The organism is Pseudoalteromonas shioyasakiensis, assembly GCF_024518675.1.
GTDB classification, from domain to species: Bacteria; Pseudomonadota; Gammaproteobacteria; order Enterobacterales; family Alteromonadaceae; genus Pseudoalteromonas; species Pseudoalteromonas shioyasakiensis_B.
This window is the reverse complement of the sequence record NZ_JANIGL010000001.1, coordinates 1,156,771-1,175,710: the sequence shown is the minus strand read 5'-3', so window position 1 is coordinate 1,175,710 and position 18,940 is coordinate 1,156,771. Positions and strand designations below refer to the sequence as shown.

18 protein-coding genes and 1 tRNA gene are annotated in these 18,940 nt (G+C 40.1%); 15 read left to right on the top strand and 4 right to left on the bottom strand.

Features of this window, described 5'->3' with window-relative positions:
• Window positions 1–7 precede the first annotated feature (7 nt).
• On the bottom strand, window positions 8–679 hold the full coding sequence (gene mutH / locus NQT69_RS05150; RefSeq protein ID WP_256826602.1) for a DNA mismatch repair endonuclease MutH: 672 nt from the start codon (window positions 677–679) through the stop codon (window positions 8–10).
• A gap of 530 nt (window positions 680–1,209) precedes the next feature.
• On the opposite strand from mutH, the gene rppH reads away from it, so the two are divergent.
• The 11 genes from rppH to NQT69_RS05095 all read left to right on the top strand — a co-directional run bounded on the left by rppH (window position 1,210) and on the right by NQT69_RS05095 (window position 10,719).
• Complete coding sequence (gene rppH, locus NQT69_RS05145) at window positions 1,210–1,731, top strand: RNA pyrophosphohydrolase (RefSeq protein ID WP_256826601.1); 522 nt, start codon at window positions 1,210–1,212, stop codon at window positions 1,729–1,731.
• A gap of 8 nt (window positions 1,732–1,739) precedes the next feature.
• Window positions 1,740–4,010 (top strand): phosphoenolpyruvate--protein phosphotransferase, encoded by a 2,271-nt coding sequence (gene ptsP, locus NQT69_RS05140; protein WP_256826600.1) that lies wholly within the window; start codon window positions 1,740–1,742, stop codon window positions 4,008–4,010.
• An 82-nt stretch (window positions 4,011–4,092) separates the two neighbouring features.
• Complete coding sequence (locus NQT69_RS05135) at window positions 4,093–4,902, top strand: sulfite exporter TauE/SafE family protein (RefSeq protein ID WP_256826599.1); 810 nt, start codon at window positions 4,093–4,095, stop codon at window positions 4,900–4,902.
• Window positions 4,903–4,914: 12 nt separating this feature from the next.
• Window positions 4,915–5,718, top strand: a complete 804-nt coding sequence (gene lgt / locus NQT69_RS05130; protein WP_256826598.1) for a prolipoprotein diacylglyceryl transferase — start codon at window positions 4,915–4,917, stop codon at window positions 5,716–5,718.
• Between the two features lie 12 nt (window positions 5,719–5,730).
• Window positions 5,731–6,582 (top strand): thymidylate synthase, encoded by an 852-nt coding sequence (locus NQT69_RS05125; protein ID WP_256826597.1) that lies wholly within the window; start codon window positions 5,731–5,733, stop codon window positions 6,580–6,582.
• 98 nt (window positions 6,583–6,680) lie between these two features.
• Window positions 6,681–7,562 (top strand): UTP--glucose-1-phosphate uridylyltransferase GalU, encoded by an 882-nt coding sequence (gene galU / locus NQT69_RS05120; protein ID WP_256826596.1) that lies wholly within the window; start codon window positions 6,681–6,683, stop codon window positions 7,560–7,562.
• Window positions 7,563–7,958: 396 nt separating this feature from the next.
• Entirely contained in the window at window positions 7,959–8,531 is a 573-nt protein-coding gene (locus NQT69_RS05115) for an SPOR domain-containing protein (protein ID WP_256826595.1), read from the top strand.
• A gap of 51 nt (window positions 8,532–8,582) precedes the next feature.
• The gene (locus NQT69_RS05110; RefSeq protein ID WP_256826594.1) at window positions 8,583–9,176 is read left to right on the top strand and encodes a FlgO family outer membrane protein; all 594 of its coding nucleotides are present in this window, start codon (window positions 8,583–8,585) and stop codon (window positions 9,174–9,176) included.
• A gap of 12 nt (window positions 9,177–9,188) precedes the next feature.
• On the top strand, window positions 9,189–9,863 hold the full coding sequence (locus NQT69_RS05105; protein WP_256826593.1) for a FlgO family outer membrane protein: 675 nt from the start codon (window positions 9,189–9,191) through the stop codon (window positions 9,861–9,863).
• A 7-nt stretch (window positions 9,864–9,870) separates the two neighbouring features.
• Window positions 9,871–10,545, top strand: a complete 675-nt coding sequence (locus NQT69_RS05100) for a FlgO family outer membrane protein (protein WP_256826592.1) — start codon at window positions 9,871–9,873, stop codon at window positions 10,543–10,545.
• A gap of 99 nt (window positions 10,546–10,644) precedes the next feature.
• Window positions 10,645–10,719, top strand: a tRNA-Arg gene (locus NQT69_RS05095).
• A 298-nt stretch (window positions 10,720–11,017) separates the two neighbouring features.
• Here the strand turns inward: NQT69_RS05095 and NQT69_RS05090 are convergent.
• Both NQT69_RS05090 and NQT69_RS05085 read right to left on the bottom strand, forming a co-directional pair.
• Complete coding sequence (locus tag NQT69_RS05090) at window positions 11,018–12,466, bottom strand: dihydrolipoyl dehydrogenase (protein WP_256826591.1); 1,449 nt, start codon at window positions 12,464–12,466, stop codon at window positions 11,018–11,020.
• Between the two features lie 129 nt (window positions 12,467–12,595).
• Window positions 12,596–13,324, bottom strand: coding sequence for a glutathione peroxidase (locus NQT69_RS05085; protein WP_256826590.1), 729 nt, complete (start codon window positions 13,322–13,324; stop codon window positions 12,596–12,598).
• Between the two features lie 112 nt (window positions 13,325–13,436).
• On the opposite strand from NQT69_RS05085, the gene NQT69_RS05080 reads away from it, so the two are divergent.
• Entirely contained in the window at window positions 13,437–14,339 is a 903-nt protein-coding gene (locus NQT69_RS05080; RefSeq protein ID WP_256826589.1) for a LysR substrate-binding domain-containing protein, read from the top strand.
• On the opposite strand, the gene NQT69_RS05075 is transcribed toward NQT69_RS05080, so the two are convergent.
• On the bottom strand, window positions 14,323–15,510 hold the full coding sequence (locus NQT69_RS05075) for a flagellar assembly protein FlgT (protein ID WP_372822926.1): 1,188 nt from the start codon (window positions 15,508–15,510) through the stop codon (window positions 14,323–14,325). The genes NQT69_RS05080 and NQT69_RS05075 overlap by 17 nt on opposite strands.
• Before the next feature lie 145 nt (window positions 15,511–15,655).
• On the opposite strand from NQT69_RS05075, the gene NQT69_RS05070 reads away from it, so the two are divergent.
• From NQT69_RS05070 to NQT69_RS05060, 3 genes are all read left to right on the top strand, one after another.
• The gene (locus NQT69_RS05070; protein ID WP_256826588.1) at window positions 15,656–16,108 is read left to right on the top strand and encodes an LPP20 family lipoprotein; all 453 of its coding nucleotides are present in this window, start codon (window positions 15,656–15,658) and stop codon (window positions 16,106–16,108) included.
• A 119-nt stretch (window positions 16,109–16,227) separates the two neighbouring features.
• Window positions 16,228–16,941 (top strand): transglutaminase-like cysteine peptidase, encoded by a 714-nt coding sequence (locus tag NQT69_RS05065; protein WP_256826587.1) that lies wholly within the window; start codon window positions 16,228–16,230, stop codon window positions 16,939–16,941.
• Window positions 16,941–18,926 (top strand): bifunctional diguanylate cyclase/phosphodiesterase, encoded by a 1,986-nt coding sequence (locus tag NQT69_RS05060; protein ID WP_256826586.1) that lies wholly within the window; start codon window positions 16,941–16,943, stop codon window positions 18,924–18,926. Before NQT69_RS05065 ends, NQT69_RS05060 begins: the two co-directional genes overlap by 1 nt.
• Window positions 18,927–18,940 lie beyond the last annotated feature (14 nt).

Genomic DNA, 18,940 nt, shown 5'->3' with positions numbered 1-18,940 from the left:
TTTATTTTTACAGCTGAAACTGTTGCTTTAGGATTTCGCTAGTAAAGTTGGTTTTTAAGTAAAAACCGCGGGGGAGGGTTTTTATAATTTTTCCATTTGGTCCTATGGCGTCGGTGACAATTCTACTATTGGCGGCTTTTGGACGAATCTGCATTACATCACCTAAGTGACCCGAAATTTCATCAATTCTGCCAAGTGCAATTAACTCCATTTGTTCTTCCCAATCACGTTGTAATTGCGCATCCTGCTCAGCAGTAGGTTGCCACAAAAAGCCACTGCCAATGGTTCGGTCAAAGGGAATAACATCGCGCTCTCCTAATATAGGTAGCCATAATACATGGTTTAACTTGTTACGAACGTGGCTTTGTTGCCATGTCATGCCTGTTACATTGAGCAAAGGCGTAACAGAGACAAAGGTGGTTTCAAGGGGCTTGCCCTTATAAGAAATTGGCAGTGTTTTGAGCTCAATGCCTAGTTCTTCAAAATCAGGGGTGGGTTTTGAGCCAGCCGTTGCACCAAGCACATATTCAATAAGTTGACCCGTCCAGCCTTTTTCACGTAGTAAATCGTCAGGTGTTTTAAATTGATACTGCTGCGCTAGTTGCCCCAATGTCATGCCTGCTATGTTGCTCACACGTTGCATTAATTCATTGATTGACTGTGGTTTATTAACTCGCATTGCACTTTATTCTATTGTATAAATTCATTCATCATGATAGCAAAAGTGTGTAACCGTGGATATCTCTGCCTTTGCCTGTTTTTTGTTCGCCATTTTAAAGTTAACTTTTGAACAGGACTTAACTGGGTGAATTATTTTGTAAGTTAATGATTTTAATGTTTTTTGTTGTTTTACAAATACAGCGAAATAATAATAATAAATTGTTTACGGGGATAAATACAGATATATGAACAACGTTATCCACAGAATCTGTGGAAAAGGCGTTTTAGAAGATCACTTATTGTGGACTTGTTTGCAAAATAACCGCTATAAGCTAAAGTTATGCACAAGCTGTGAGTAAAGTGCGTAAAACCCTTGCCGTCTTAAGCATAACGATAGTAATTGCTTGTGATACCTCATGAATGATTAAATATTGCACTGAATTAGCTGGCAAATTTGTTAGTGAACCTTAGTTGGCTATAATAGTGTTTGCCGTAACGCGCCTAATGTGGAACAATCGTTAAAAATCGACTTACAAATGAGGCACTAAGGTGATTGATGCCGAAGGTTTTCGTGCCAATGTCGGAATTGTAATTTGCAATAATCAGGGACAAGTTTTTTGGGCTAGGCGTTATGGTCAACATTCTTGGCAGTTTCCGCAAGGGGGTGTCGACAGTGGTGAAACGCCAGAGCAAACAATGTACCGTGAATTACACGAAGAAGTCGGCTTGCGCCCGGAAGATGTAGAAATTGTCGCAAGTTCAAAACATTGGTTACGTTATAAATTACCCAAACGATTAATCCGCCGTGATTCTAGTCCGGTGTGTATTGGGCAAAAACAAAAATGGTTTTTACTGAAGCTTCGTTGTAAAGACGAAGATGTAGACTTATTAAAAACACACCACCCTGAGTTTGATGATTGGCGCTGGGTGAGTTATTGGTATCCTGTGCGTCAGGTGGTCTCTTTTAAGCGTGATGTATATCGCCGCGTTATGAAAGAGTTTGCACCGTTCGCAATGCCATTTAACAAGCGTGAACAGTCAAAAGATTCATGGCGACATAAAGGTAGATAAGGACAGCTATGCTAGCAACACTCAGAGCTATTGCAGAATCCGTATCGCAACAAGCGAATTTGGATAGCGCTTTAGCATGCTTTGTTAAAATGGTGAAAGAGGCCATGCAAACCGAGTGTTGCTCTATTTACTTTGCTGACTACAGCCAAGATGACTTTGTTCTTATGGCTACCCAAGGTTTAAACCCGGCGGCTGTGGGTAAATTTAGAATTGGCTTTACTGAAGGCTTAGTTGGCTTAGTGGCACAACGGGAAGAGCCAATCAATATTGCATTTGCTAAATCGCACCCGCGATTTAAGCTCTCCCCTGAGGTGGATGAAGAAGGCTTTAACGCTTTTTTATCGGTGCCTGTTGTACATCAAAAGAAAGTACTTGGCGTTATTGTGGTACAACAAAAAATAGCCCGCGTATTTAGCCAAGATGAAGAGTCCTTTTTAATTACACTTTCTGCTCAGTTGGCTTCGCAACTAGCGCATGCTGAGATAAAAGAAGTATTACGTCAAGATGAGTCATCTCATCAAACCTCGGTGCTAAAAGGGGTATCAAGTGCTCCTGGGATCGCAATCGGTCAAGCTTATGTGGTTATTCCAAAGCTTGACTTTAAATCCATAGAGCTGAAAAAAGACGATAACACCGTATTGCAACAGCGCTTATTTAGCCAAGCTGTATCTGCTACACGCAAAGAATTTAATACTTTATCAATGACACTCAGTGATTCTATCCCTAAAGAAGCACTCGCTGTATTTGATGTATATCAGCAATTATTAGATGCAAAAAGCTTAGGGCAAAATGTAGAAGCGCAATTACAACAAGGTTGGTGTGCTAAAAGTGCGTTAAAAATCGTGATTGAAAAACTTATTGCGCAATTTAACGCTATGCAAGATCCTTACATTAAAGAGCGCGCTGTTGATGTTAAAGACATTGGTTTACGGGTATTACATCATTTAGTTAATACTGAGCACGCAGCTAAAAGCTACCCAAAAGACACCGTATTAATCGCTAATACGTTAACGCCTGCGATGCTGGCAGAAGTACCCAAAGGCCATTTGGCTGGTGTAGTCAGTGTGAACGGTGCTGCTAATAGCCATGCCTCTATTTTAACGCGTGCAATGGGTATTCCGGCTATTTGGGGTATCGAAGATGTACCATTATTGCAACTAGATACTAAGTTGATGATTTTAGATGCCTATGCCGGGCGTTTATATATCTCTCCATCGCAGATGCTGCAAGACGAGTATCGCCAATTACAGTACCAAGAAACCTTATTAAACGATAAGTTCATTGCTGAAGAAGAGTGTGAAGCGGTTACTTTGGACGGTGAGCATATTAGCTTGCTACTGAATGCTGGTTTAGATCTTAATACTGAAACTGCAAATACTAAGGTCTGTGATGGCGTTGGCTTATACCGTACTGAAGCGTGGTTTATGCAAAAAGGCCAGTTTCCTTCGCAAGCTGAGCAAGAAGATTGGTATCGAGAAGTACTGTCGAGTTATCACCCAGAGCCCGTCGTCATGCGAACGCTAGATATAGGTGGTGATAAGGTTTTAGATTACTTTGATATCACTGAAGAAAACCCATTTTTGGGCTGGCGCGGTATACGTGTCACCCTAGATCATCCTGAGCTATTTTTAGATCAGCTTAAAGCGATGATAAAAGCGAATATTGGCTTGGGTAATTTAAAAATAATGCTGCCGATGATCAGTGGTACAGAAGAAGTTGATGAGTCATTAGCTTTATTAGAGCAAGCTTATTTTGAGCTTGAAGAGCAATACCCTGAGCAGGTTATTGAACGCCCAGAAATTGGCGTGATGCTAGAGGTTCCTTCAAGTGTATTTATGATGCCAGAATGGTCGAAAAAAGTAGACTTTTGTTCTGTGGGCAGTAACGATTTAACCCAATATTTACTCGCCGTAGATCGTTCAAATGCACGGGTTGCAGACTTATTTAACCCTTATCATCCTGCTGTACTACGGGTGCTGCAAAAAGTGGCCTTGGAATGTAATCAGCACGATTTATCATTAAGTTTATGTGGTGAGTTAGGTGGCGACCCAGAAGGCGCTATTTTACTCATTGCTATGGGTTATCGGCGTTTAAGTATGAATAATTCATCATTAAGTAAGGTGAAATGGGTACTAAGGCGTTTAAAAGTCACTGATATGGAAGCGCTACTTACAGAATGTTTAGCACAATCAACGGCTAAACAAGTACTGCGCTTAACCCGAAACTTTATGATTGAACATAAGCTTGGTGAATTGTTTTACACACCAAATCATAGTTAAACAAGGCCACAATTTTAGCTGTGAACATACGTTATAATCCATTAGTATATGCATATAACAATTTTATTTATAAGAGTGTGCTATGCATGATTTAGTTTTACTGATCGCCAGCTGTGCAATTTTAGGGAGCATAGTCGGATTTTTAGCTGGATTACTCGGCATAGGTGGTGGCTTGATCATTGTGCCAGTGTTAAGTGTACTATTAGTAAACTTTGATGTTGCATCTGCAGATCATGTACTAGTGGTTGCTATAGCCACCTCCCTTGCCTCTATTTTATTTACCTCGACCTCTTCAGCGCTTGCTCATCATAAAAATAATAATGTACCTTGGGATATTGCGCCATGGGTTATGGGAGGAGTTGGTTTAGGTGCTCTGATAAGTGGCTTTGCCGCCAGTTATATCCCCGAACAATTACTACGCGGTGTTTTTGCTACAAGTGTGGTGTTTATTGCCGCTCGAATGGTGCTTTCAACCCGCAAAATTGAGCAAAGCCAAAATGTAATGCCGAGCGGGCCTATTATTGGCACTTTAAGTGCAATAATGGGGGGGCTGTCAGGGCTAATTGGTATTGGTGGTGGGGCACTTATAGTGCCGTTGTTAAACCACTTTTCCATTGATATTAAAAAGGCCATTGGTTGTGCCGCTGCATGCGGTATAGTCATTGCGTTATTTGGCTCTGTTGGTTATGTTTCTGCCGGTTGGAAAGTGACTGATTTAGAACATGGCTTTGCAGGATTTGTTTATTTACCGGCATTATTAGGTATAGTAATCACTTCGTGGTTTATGGCACCAATCGGTGCAAAAGCGACTCATTATTTACCCGTTGCGACGATTAAAAAAGCGTTCGCAGTATTATTGGTTATTATCGCACTGCAAATGGTGTTTAGTTAAGGTTTAATTTTTATGGCTCTTGAGTTTCCACAAATCGACCCCGTTATTTTCTCGGTTGGTCCATTGAGCGTACGTTGGTACGGTTTAATGTATTTAATTGGTTTTGCCTTTGCTATGTGGTGGGCAAATCGGCAAGCACAAAAGCCTAATTCAGGCTGGACAAAAGAAGAAGTTAGCGATTTACTTTTTTACGGTATGCTTGGGGTCATTCTTGGTGGCCGAATAGGGTATATACTGTTTTATCAGTTTAGCTACTTTTTAGAAAACCCATTGTATTTATTTAGAATTGATCAAGGTGGTATGTCATTCCATGGTGGTACATTAGGTGTGATCACCGCTATTTGTGTATTTGCTTGGACTCGTAAAAAGCAATTGTTAGCTGTAGGGGATTTTGTCGCGCCGTTAGTACCAGTAGGCTTACTTGCAGGACGTATTGGTAACTTTATTAATGGTGAACTTTGGGGGCGCACCACTGATGTGCCTTGGGCGATGGTATTCCCAACAGGTGGGCCACTTGCGCGTCACCCATCGCAGCTTTATGAAGCTTTTTTTGAAGGTCTAGTACTGTTTATTATTCTTTATCTATTCACTAAAAAGCCACGTCCAGCAGGGAGTGTGGGTGGATTGTTCTTATTAGGTTATGGCGTGTTTCGCTTTGCCATTGAATACTTCCGTGAGCCTGATGCACACCTAGGTTTGTTCGGCGGATTTATTTCTATGGGGCAAATTTTATCGTTGCCGATGATCATCGGCGGCCTTGGTTTGATATTATGGGCCTATAACAAGCCACAACCAGCGACTGCAAAGAAAGCCTAAGAAGAGCGAACAATGAAACAATATTTAGAATTATGTCAGCGAATAGTTGATGAAGGCATCTGGGTTGAAAATAAACGTACCGGAACACGTTGCTTAACCGTCATTAACGCCGAGCTTGAATACGACGTTGCGAATAACAAATTTCCGATGATCACTACACGTAAAAGTTATTATAAAGCCGCGATTGCAGAGTTATTAGGTTATTTACGTGGCTATAGCAGTGCTGAGCAATTTCGTGAAATAGGCTGCATGACTTGGGATGCAAATGCTAACGAAAACCAAGCATGGCTAAATAACCCTAATCGAAAGGGTGAAGACGACATGGGGCGCGTTTATGGCGTGCAAGCCCGTGATTGGCAGCGCCCAGATGGCACGCCGCTAGATCAGTTGAAAAAAGTGATCGATAACCTTAAAAACGGTGTAGATGATAGAGGCGAGATAATCACCTTTTATAACCCGGGTGAATTTGAGCTAGGTTGCTTACGCCCTTGTATGCATACTCATACATTTTCACTTTTAGGTGATACACTTTATTTAACCTCGTATCAGCGTAGCTGTGATGTGCCACTTGGCTTGAACTTTAATCAAATCCAATGTTTTGTTTTGCTTGCTTTAGTAGCACAAATTACAGGGCATAAAGCAGGCAAGGCGTATCATAAAATTGTTAACGCGCATATTTATGAAAATCAGCTAGAATTAATGCGTGATGTGCAATTAAAGCGTGAACCATTTGACTCACCGCAATTACATATCAACCCAAAAATAAAAACATTAGAAGACATTGAAACATGGGTAACCAGAGACGACTTTGAAGTGATTGGCTACCAATACCATGACGCTATTAAATACCCATTTTCAGTATAATTTGGTAAATCTAATGGTATTAAGCGAACGGTCAAATTAGCATGCTAATATGACCTAGGCTAATTAAATTAGAATAATACCCACTTAAGGAGAGACTAATGAAAGCTGTTATCCCTGTTGCAGGCCTAGGAACGCGTATGTTGCCAGCAACGAAAGCGATACCAAAAGAAATGCTACCAGTTGTTGACCGACCGCTAATTCAATATGTAGTGAGCGAAGCGATTGCTGCTGGCGTTAAAGAAATTGTTTTGGTTACGCACTCAAGTAAAAACTCAATTGAAAACCATTTTGATACCAGCTTTGAATTAGAAGCCACGCTTGAAAAACGTGTAAAGCGACAATTATTAGCAGAAGTGCAATCAATTTGCCCTAAAGATGTAACCATTATTCAGGTACGCCAAGGTGAAGCTAAAGGCCTTGGTCATGCAATTAATTGTGCGGCACCTATTATTGGTGATGAACCTTTTGTGGTGATATTGCCTGATGTGATCATTGATGATTACGAAAGTAACTTAGAAAAAGACAATCTCGCTGAAATGATCACTCACTTTGAGCAAACCGGTGAAAGCCAAATAATGGTAGAGCCAGTACCAATGCAAGACGTTAACAAGTTTGGTGTCGTTGACTTAGGTGACGAAAAGATAGGCCAAGGGCAAAGCGCTCGTATTTTAAATATGGTTGAAAAGCCTCCTGTGAATCAAGCCCCGTCAAACCTTGCGGTTGTTGGGCGTTATGTTTTAAGTAAAAATATATGGCCGTTACTTGCTAAAACGCCAGCGGGCGCAGGCGATGAAATTCAATTAACTGACGCTATCGCGATGCTGATGGAAAAAGAAGCCGTTGCAGCTTATGCAATTAAAGGCCGTAGCCATGATTGCGGTAGTAAATTGGGCTATTTAAAAGCGACAATTGAGTTTGCTCTTCGTCGTGATGAATTTAAAGATGATTTAGGGTCGTTTATTAAAGACTTAGTTAAATAAACTTAACTGAATTAATTGTAAGAAAGTGCCTAAATGGCACTTTTTTTGTTTTTATAAGTATTAAACTATGAATTCATCATAGTTGAAAACGACACGTAATGAGGACTTTATTTAGAGCCCTCAATAGTTGAATCACAACTCATTAGATTATCAGCTATCATTTTTATCTTTGATCAACATTGCTGAGTACATAGTTATAAACCCATTATAGAGACTAATGATTTTTTCTGCTTTTTTAGTAAAGTATAGAAATTAACATTTTAATAATATAATCTGGTTAAAAGGTCTTTATTTTTGTCTTTGTAAAACTAGTAATTGCTAAATGGAACTAGTGACTAATTTATTGTTATGCAATTGGCTGTGATGAAGATTGCATGTTGTACAGGCTAGGAGTTTATGCGCTACCACACTCGTTTATTTTCCTTTGTTGGACTTATATCGGTTGGCTTAATGCTTTTGAGCTGCCAAAATGTTCCAAGCGGCTACATTGATAATAGCAAGACTGAGATTGCTATCAGTGAGGCAAGTAAATTACCAACTCAGCGTAATTATGTTCTGCGAGCACCCGATGATGATTTATTTTATTCTTATCAAAACATAAAAAGCTCTTCACTGATTGCCAAAAGGGCAACACAGCCTTTCCCACTTATGAGTATGACTGATGATGGCAAAAATGTGTCTGAAGGTGAGCATGTAAAATGGCAGTTTTCACTACAAATTGCATCAGTTAACAACAGGGATAATTTAACAACCAGTTTATCGTCATTAAAAAATAAAGCGCCTAATTTGTTTCAGGGCCGATTTATCACTAATGTTGAAACCGCGATGGTGCAAAACACGCATGTCTATAGGCTCAAGTTTGGCGCTTATAAGTATTATAAAAATGCCTTGGCGGATTGCCAAACGTTTAAAAGCTTTAATGTAGATTGTTTAGTTAGTAATTACACTGATACTCCATACACTCAATAAATAGGCATAATTATTGCTTTATATTTGCCATGCTTTTAGAGGATGGCAAATATGCGCCTTTTAATTATTTTATTTTCGCTTTCACTCACCGCTTGTAGTTTAACCAGTGATGAGCCAGAAAAGACACCAAGCCAAGTCGAAACACCGGCCATGTCTGCTTATACTGTGCATCAATATGTGAATGATTTAAGTACCCAGCTTAGTCATATTAATGGGCCATTTAAAAGCTCTGCACGTATTGCTGTAACCAGCTTTTACCTAGCAGATGAGCTCGAAACAGGCCTTGCTAATGGCCAAGTCGATGGACTGAGCCAGCAAATACAAGAAAGTTTGATCACTCAGTTCACTCAGTTGGGTTACAACATTATTGAATACCGTTTAGAAAACACTATTAATTTATCTGCATCTGCCGATAGTATGCTTAGCAGAGATATTACTAAGCTACGTCAACGTCAGAATATTGACTACGTAATAACAGGCACGCTTACACGGCAACAACATGCCTATATTGTTAATGCTCGAATGGTGGATACAAAAGATAATGTAATTGCCTCTGCCGCAAGCACAGAAATCCCTATCAATGTAATGTGGGGAGATGAAAAAATTCAGCAACGTGGTGGTTATATCTACCGTAGCGAATACTAATTAGGAGCCTTCATGAAACGCTTTATACTTACTTTATGTTTGCCTCTGGGCATTGGTTGTTCGCAAATTATGAATGACAGTAGTACCTCAGCACAAGACAACTCGCCTCAACTGATAACACAACGAGCCGTGGCAGAGCCTGGACAAAGTAGCTCACTTTATCAAAATGCAGCAGTGATGAATGATAACAGCCAAATAAGTCGACCAACACGCAAAAATATTAATCATTATGTCCGCGGTATTATGCAAGATATGGCTGAGAACCTGCAGTATGTAAACACTAAAACCCCTTTAGCAGTAGCAAGCTTTATCTATCTTGATGATGAGTACAATGATGGGACTTTGTTAGGGAATCAAATCTCTGAAAGCTTTATGCATGAGTTGCATAGCTTTGGTGTGCCTGTTATTGATTTTAAAACTACTAATTATATGCGGGTCACGCCAAGTGGTGATTTTGTTTTTAGTCGTGATTATTTAGAGCTGAGCCAAGATCAAAACTTTAATTATGTATTAGCTGGCACTATGGTAAACCATCAGGGTGGTGTTCTTGTAAATGCTCGTATTATTGGATTAACCAGCAAAGCAGTTGTGGGCTCAGCACAAGGCTTTATTCCACAGTCTGTCGTTGATGCACTAGACAGTAGTTACCGCACCGACGGTGTGATGCTCAAACAAGCAAACGAGTGAATTTAATATGGCAATCTTAACTAAGCATGCTGCATGTGTAAGTTTTAGCTTAATGGTCTCGCTTTTAACTGGTTGTAGTACGTTTGATAACTCAACGCAACAACCAGTAACAGAGAAACCCCAGACTACAGCGGGCGGTTATGACTTAAATCAGCTGATACGCCAAGCACAATTAAGTGAGCAGCAAGAATATCAAGATGCAACTCAATTTACGCCGCTAAATCATCATAAAACTTTGGTTCACTATGTAGAGCAAATGGCGTTGGATTTAGTTGATACTATGCAATCAGAGCAAGATATAGCGATTGCAGTCACCTCTTTTGTAGATTTAGATGCAAGCTTGAATAACAGCAGCCAATTAGGTAATCAACTGTCTGAGTCGTTTATTTATCAGTTACAGCAGTTTGGCTATGGCGTAGTTGACTTTAAAACCACAGATCAAATCTTAGTGAACGAACGTGGTGATTTTGTATTTTCACGGGATATTGAAAACCTAGCTAACAAACGTATCGCCAGTCATGTGTTATCCGGTACTTTAATCTATCGTAGCAGTGGGGTAGAGGTGAATACGCGGGTTATTGATGTACAAAGCAAGCGTGTTATCGCCAGCAGTCAAAAACTACTGCCGTACTATGTTTTAAATAACGACGATATAAACCTCAAACGCGTCAGCCTAAATTAATTAAGTTCTCTTTTTAACAGCTTGATTAAAATCAGGATAAGCCGTTATACTTTTGCTATCAGCTATCAGCTATCAGCTATCAGCTATCAGCTCGAATGTGGCCTCTTAGTTAAATGGATATAACGGCCCCCTCCTAAGGGGCAGTTGCAGGTTCGATTCCTGCAGGGGCTACCAATAAAGTCAATAGGTTACAGTTTTAAGTTCTTTTTTTAATTTCTGTGTAGCATATATGTAGCACAGTAAGTTAAAGGGGGTTGTTCATCAACTATGTAATTATGGTGAGGACGATTTGGTTTTTATTGTTACCTCAACGCCGCCAAGTCATGGTGATAGAGTTAACCAATAATACCAAAGGAGGCCTAGACCTCCTTGATTATTGGTTATATTTTATCCTAGCAACCTAGCAACCTAGCAACCTAGCAACCTAGCAACCTAGCAACCTAGCAACCTAGCAACCTAGCAACCTAGCAACCTAGCTCCCCGGTCCACATTCCATGCAGTGGTTTATAATATCTGGGCCAAATTTAAGTTTGGCATTTAAATCACGAAGGGCGGTGCGCAGACCTTCTTCAATCACTGGGTGATAAAATGGCATATCGAGCATCTGTGGTACGGTCATTTTGTTTTGCACCGCCCATGCAAGTAAATGTGCTATGTGCTCAGCTTGTGGGCCGATAAACTCGGCACCTATAAATAAACCAGTACCTTGCTCTGCGTATACCCGCATATGGCCTTTGTTTTTTAGCATTACACGGCTGCGGCCTTGGTTTTCAAAGCTGACTTCGCCAACTTCAAAGCAACCACATTCACCTAAGCGCTCGGTTATTTGCTTATAGCTTTCACCTATCATGGCTATTTGTGGATCGCTAAATACCGCAGCGATTGGTGTACGACGCAGGCCGATACGTACATCAGGAAAACGCCCCGCATTTTGCCCAGCAATAGTGCCTTGATCGCTCGCTTCGTGTAACAGCGGGATCATATTACTGGCATCCCCCGCGATAAATATATTTGAGTCGCCACATTGCATAGTGTGTTTGTCAGCGATTGGCACGCCACGTTCATCAAGTTCAATACCGGTATTCTCAAGACCCAACTTATCAGTATTTGGTATGCGGCCAGTGGCGGCGAGTACAAAATCGAATTGTTCAGTTTGTTTGTCACCGTTTTTATCAACATAAGTAAGCTGCGCTTTGTCGCCTACTTTTTTCATATCTGAGACGTTTGAGTCGGTATCTACAAAAAACTCTTCAGCAAATACGGTATTTGCGTAATCTTTAATAACAGGGTCTGTAATAGGGCCGATTGCACCACCAACACCAAATAGTTTTACCTTAACACCTAACCGATGCAGGGCTTGGCCGATTTCAAGGCCAATAACACCAGGACCAAATACGGCGACTGATTCGGGCAAGTCTTGCCAGTTAAATACGTCGTCATTAATTATTAATTTATCGCCAAAGTTATTAAATACCCCAGGGTAAGCAGGGCGAGACCCTGTTGCTATCACGAAGCGCTTGGCGTTAATGATTGTGTGGTCGTCAATTTGTACTCTATTAGCATCTAAAAACTTTGCATAGCCGCGAATTCTATCTTCACTTGGGATTTCATCGACAGCCTCTACGACAAAGCCAACAAAGCGGTCACGTTCACTGCGCACACGTGCCATAACCTCTACCCCGTTGATAGTGGGTTTTGAGCTATGTACTCCAAATGCGGGGGCGGTTTCGATTGAGTGAGCAGCTTCGGCAGCCGCAATAAGCAATTTGCTTGGCATACACCCAACACGCGCACAAGTAGTGCCATACGCTCCGGCTTCGATCATAAGTACGTTTGAGGTGTATTGTTTGGCGTTACGGTATGCGCTTAAGCCTGCTGTACCAGCACCAATTACAACAACATCTGTGTTTAATTCTTTCATCGTGGTGTCCTTGTGTGATACCAATTTTATTAAAAAACTGGTTTTCAAAATAAGTTAATAAAATGGGTACGTAAAAGGTAAAAGTAGGGGCATTAATGCCCCTAATTATGTGCTTAAAGGATTACTTAATTAAGCAAAGTATTTTTCTAAATCGTCAGAGCCACCAATGTGTTTTCCGCCGATAAATACTTGTGGTACGGTTTCACGACCTGAAATTGCTTTTAGGCTTGTTAGTGATGCACCAGCACCCATAGTAATTTCTTCAAACACTAAGCCTTTTTCTTCAAGTAGTGCCTTTGCTTTAGTACAGAATGGGCAGCCCGGTTTTGTAAAAATACTAACGGCTTCTGGTTTTACTTGCTTAGGGTTGATGTAATCAAGCATGGTGTCTGCATCTGATACTTCAAACGGGTCGCCTGGTAAGTCTGGCTCGATAAACATTTTGTCAATCACGCCGTCTTTAACCAGCATAGAATAGCGCCAGCTGCGTTTGCCAAAGCCTAGGTCATTTTTGTCTACTAACATGCCCATGCCGTCAGTAAATTCACCGTTACCATCGGGTAATAAAGTGATGTTTTGTGCTTCTTGGTTTTGTGCCCAAGCGTTCATTACAAAGGTGTCGTTTACTGATACGCATACGATATCATCAACACCATTTTGTTTAAGTACACCCGCTAATTCGTTATAGCGCGGTAAGTGAGTTGATGAACAGGTTGGTGTAAATGCACCTGGTAGTGAAAATACAACAACAGTTTTACCTTTAAAAATGTCGTCAGATGTGATTGATTTCCACTCATCGTTTACGCGAGTTGCGAATGTAACTTGTGGAATTGTTTGACCTTCAATATTGTTTAACATGTTTTTAGTTCCTCTTGATTTGTTGATAGCCATTATGTCGTGAAAGTTATAATAGCTCCAATCGTTTGTTTGTATTACCATGATAGATAATACCTATTAGTTTGGCCTTACTATGAATTTAAAAGATCTTGAATATGTAAAAGCGGTTGCTCATTACAAACATTTTCGTAAAGCGGCAGACGCCTGTTATGTGAGTCAGCCGACTTTGAGCGGACAAATTAAAAAGCTAGAACAAGAACTGGGTGTTACATTATTTGACCGTTCTACTAAGCAAGTTACTTTAACGACGCAAGGTGAACGTTTGTTGACACAAATAAAGTTAGTGTTAGAGCAAACCCAAATATTAAAAGAGCTAGCGGCAACCTCGAGCGCACCATTACAGGGTAGAGTAAAAATTGGCATTATCCCAACCATTGCGCCGTATTTATTGCCAACCTTACTCACCTCTATGAAAGAAGCTTTTGCTGATAGTCAGTTTGCTTTTGTGGAAATGCAAACGAGCACTATTTTAGCCGCACTAGATAGCGGTGAGTTAGACATTGCAATACTAGCAGATGTGTCTGAACTCAAGCTTTATCATACAGTTAATATATATAAAGAAGATTTTTTGGTGGCATTATCAGCACAAAACAAGCTTGCTAAGCGCAGCAAAATTGCTCTAGATGAGCTAAAAGCATGTAGTTTATTAATGCTCAGTGATGGCCATTGTTTTAGAGATCAAGCGCAGCGCTTTTGTTTTGCCGCAGGCGTTGATGTGTCACATGAGTACCAAGGAAATAGCTTAGAGACCTTATTGGCGCTGGTTGCTATGGATGATGGTGTAACGTTTGTACCTAAGCTTGCAGCTGCTGAGCGTGAGGGAATCAAGTATTTGCCCATATTCCCTACTCAGCAACGCAGTGTAGTGTTGGCATCTCGTAAGCATTACCCGCACTTGGCTGGTGTTGAACTATTAGCTAAATGGCTTAGTGAGCATCCAGGTTTACGTAAACAGCTCACTAAAGTGATAACTTAGCTAATTCTACAATATCGTTAATTTGAATATTAGGCAGTGGCTGTTTATCCACACTGGTTGCAACCGCGCTTTGCTGATAGACCTGCTCTATCTGAACTTGGTTTAGAGTCGTGATAAGGTTTGGCAGTTTATTGCCAGCGACGTCGGTTAAGTAGTTATGGTGGGCAATATTTAAAATTTGCCCTTTTTCAAGCCCATGCGCTTTACCTAAATTAATCACTAATTTATCGTTTTCAATATGTAAAATTTTGCCTTGGGTCTCAAGGCAGGCCATCGCAGCTTGCAGGTCATAACTAAGTGTTTGGTTGATATCAGTAATCGTTTGTCCGTAATCAGAATGCCAAAATTTTTCGCTGAAGACATCGATTAATTCAGTTTTTTCAAACGGCCATATGCCTTGGCCACGGTAGCTTTTTTGCCAAAGTCGTTCGTAGGTGGTGCCATCAAATAATACAAAATCAACATTGTATGCACGTTTATAGGTTTCATCTTGCCAAAACGCATAACTATTATTAAGTTTATCACTATTCGATATATCCACTATTTGGCTCAGCAACACATATTGTGAATTACTGCGAGAGGCAATTTCTTCAAGTAGAGCGTTGCTGTAATCGTACTGCTGGGTAAAAAACTCACTCACACGGATAGGGAAGTTAAAGTAAGCGGTAGGGCGCGTACTTATTGGTGATTCGTTTAACGTGTTATACAGGTTTTCGCTGGTGGCTTTATTGATGTCAAAAATTTGACCCATTCTGGCTTGTTCACGGTTTTTCAGTTGAGTTTGAGTTATCGCAACAAACTTATTAAAGTTACTTGCTGGGCAATGCTCTTGTTGTGGGAAAATATCTAAACGTAGAGTAATTGCAAATTGATCGCCATGTCTGTCTTCGCTGATCATTTCAATTTTTTGTATTTCACCATGGCTGTTTATTTTTAGTTGGTCTTGGGTGAGTACGCCATCAACTAAGGTTTGCATCGATGTAACTCGCGCCCCTGAGAATACTAGCGCTTGAGTGATAGCGTCTTTGATGGCAACCGATTTTGCTTTAGCAATATCGTTGTTTTTAATGCTTGCGTGACCTGTTGATTCAAACCATTGTGCATGAGCACTCATACTTATACATAGAGCAATACACGCTGCAGATACAGCATAAGTAAATAGTTTTTTCATCTCAAACGTCCACGCCATTATATTGGTTAATTGCTCTTGTTACGCAAGGACTATACCAATTGTTTAAAATATAAGAGTCACACAAGAACATGGCATTGATTGTGCATTGAGAGCACTATAAAACCATTTTTTAACGTGAGATCTTATGCGTATTGTTCTTTTAACTTTAGCCTTTTTCAGTTTAGCAGGTTGTAGTAGCATTTTTGATAAACATGTTGAATACAGCTATATAGAGCCAGACAGCTACCCCGTTTTAAAAGCTGTAGGTTATGCGCCAATCAGTGCACAACCCGGTGAAAACGAATCGCAACGCTCGTTAATGGCCTTGAAGGCGTCTAAGCTTGAAGCATATCGTGAGCTTGCTGAGCAAGTATATGGGCAAAAAATTACCGCAGGGACCACAGTGCAAGGCAGTATTGCACAAAATGATCAGTTACAAAGCCAGGTGCAAGGGATCATAAAGGGCGCCCAAGTAGTCAAAAGCTACCCAGTGGGTGACAGTTACGCGACAGAGCTTAGACTTGATATGAAACGTGTACACGATTTGTATATCGGTGAAATCAAGCCACGAGAAGTGAAAAAAGTAACTTACTATTAGTCAAAATATCTCATATTTATCCCTAAGTGCTATGCTTTGTTTAACAATTCTTTTTGATCTAAAACTGTGGCACGAAAAGGTTTTACTTATTTTTTAACAGCTATTATGTGGCTTTGCTTGTGCACGCTTTTGTAAAGCAGCTCAGGCTTTGGCCTGTAGGTTATAAAGGCTATATTTGGCAAATTATATTGTTGCTGGTAGTACTTAATGGCCTGGTATTCGCTGCCCGTTTACCTATTCAATTCAATGTGTTTTTTCAGCAAATTAATCAACAGTTTGGACCTTCAAGGCTGGCGGTTGCACGGAGCTGGCAAACCATGCTGGTGCAATCACAAAACAAACCTGAACAACAAAAAATTTTAATCGTAAATGACTTTTTTGCTCGTAACTTACGTTATCGAACAGATATTCAGCTCTGGCAACAAAAAGATTATTGGGCGACGCCACTTGAAACCTTAGGTAAAGGCTTGGGGGATTGCGAAGATTATGCAATTGCTAAATATATCAGCTTGCGAGCCCTAGGTGTTGATGACAATAAGCTAAGGCTTATCTATGTTAAAGCACAAATCGGTGGGCCCCGTTCAAATAGAACGCAGGCCCATATGGTGCTGGGTTATTTTGTTACCCCCAATGCTCAACCTCTTATTCTTGATAGTTTAATAACAAAAGTACTACCTGCGGCAAAAAGGACAGATCTAAGCCCTGTATTTAGTTTCAATAGTCAGGGGTTATGGGCAAATAATTCAACCAAAAGTGTTGCGAACCCAACAGCTCGTTTATCGCGTTGGCGTCGGATATTAGAGCAAACACAACGAGAAGGAGTTATGTGGTAATGGCATTTTTTTCCTTATTTAAACGTAATAGAAAAAGCAGTATCACGCTTCGGCAAGAATTGTGGCTTGCCATACTGGTGGTGATACTTGTTGGCTTTATCAGTAGTTTATTGATTAGTACTTATTCAGCAAAAAACTACTTTTCATCTCAGTTGTATTTAAAAAATGTAGATAATGCTAACAATTTAGCCTTAATGATAAGCCAGTTGGAGAAAGATCCTGTAAGTTTAGAGTTACTTATTTCTGCTACTTTTGATACCGGTCACTATCAGCGAATTGAGTTACAAGACCCAACCGGGGAAGTCATCGCAAAGCGGGTGTTCAGTGGCGATTTTGATACTTCTACACCTGATTGGTTTCACCACCTATATCACTTAGATGTTGCGCCTGGGGTTTCTCAAGTTAATGATGGTTGGAGCCAGTTTGGCACTGTATTTTTAGAAAGTCATAGCCAGTATACAGAGCAGGCTTTATGGCAAAGCGCGGTGAGGTTATTTTTTAGTTTCTTATTGGTAGCAATAGTGGCTTGTATTGCAAGCAGCTACTTTTTATCAAGAATATTACGGCCATTGGATGATGTGGTGTATCAGGCCAGTGAATTAGGCAATAAGCGTTTTATAAAATCAAAAGTACCACATACTTATGAATTTGCTCGCCTTGTAAGTTCGATGAATCAACTCTCTAGTCGCTTTAGTCAAATAATTAAAGAAGACAAAAAGCGTTTAGAAGAATTTAGATTTAAAAGCCAGCATGATGAATTAACCGGTTTAGCAAATAGAGAGTATTTTTCTGCCACCTTAGAGGCGCAGTTAAAACAATCAGAAGATCATGCACATGGTGCGTTGTTTTTATTTAGAGTGATGAACTTAGACCAAATTAGTGAGCGGTTGGGACGAGTTGAAATGGTTGACTTTTTACGGCGTTTTACTAAAACGTTAATTCTCTTTTTAGAAGAAAACGAAGATCGTTTCTCTGAAAATCATATCGCGCGTATGTCACATACCGACTTCACTGTTTTGCTGACAGACATTGATGATTTAAAACTACTTAGTGAGCGGATATTACAGCTGCATAAAACATTGGTAAGTGAGTATCAAGGTGTTGATTTAGCAGTGCCACATAGTTGTACATTTATTGAGAGTAAAGATACCCGTTTTACTTTGTTGAAACGGGTGGATAACTTATTAAAAGTTGCTTCAAGTGAACAAACAACTCAAGCTGAACTGACTGACAATAAAAACAAAAGTGAGCTATTTGATAATCCAGATAGTTGGCGTGAGGCCATTGAACAAGCATTGGATAATGATGATTTAGATATTATGCTTTATCCGGTTACCAGTTTTAACGGTAAATTGTTGCATAATCAGCTAACGTTGAGCTTATTATTAAATGGCGAGCTCTACCGCCATGGTTATTATTACCACTGGGCTAAGCGATTAAAATTACTATCTCGGTTAGATTGGGGAATAATCAAATATTTAGTTAGAGTGTTTGATGAACGTGAAGATTTAAAATTGATTTCTGTTGAGTTATCAGAAGAAACATTACTTGATGATAGTGCGCTTGCTGCAATCTTAACTTATCTTTTAGCCTTCCCTGATTTAGCAAAGCACATTTGTTTTGATATAAAAGAGAGTATAGCTGTTGCCGAGTTGAAAATTTTTAGAGACTTTTGTGGGCAAGTAAACAGTATGGGCGCTAAAGTTGCGCTCAAAAGAGTGGGCTCTGCATTTACCAAGCTTGATAAATTACAAGAGCTGGGTCTTGAGATGATAAAGGTTGATAGTATTTATGGCCACAATATAAGTTATAGCCAAGATAACCAAACGTTTTTGCGGGGAGTGTGTTCAATGGCGCATTCAATTGGAATTAAGGTTATTGCAGAAGGGGTTAATAACCCTGATGATTTAACCATGTTGCAATCACTTGGCTTTGATGGTGTTGTCTCGCAGCCGACAGATGAGACTGTAGAGCAAGATAACTAACAGCGTCTATATAG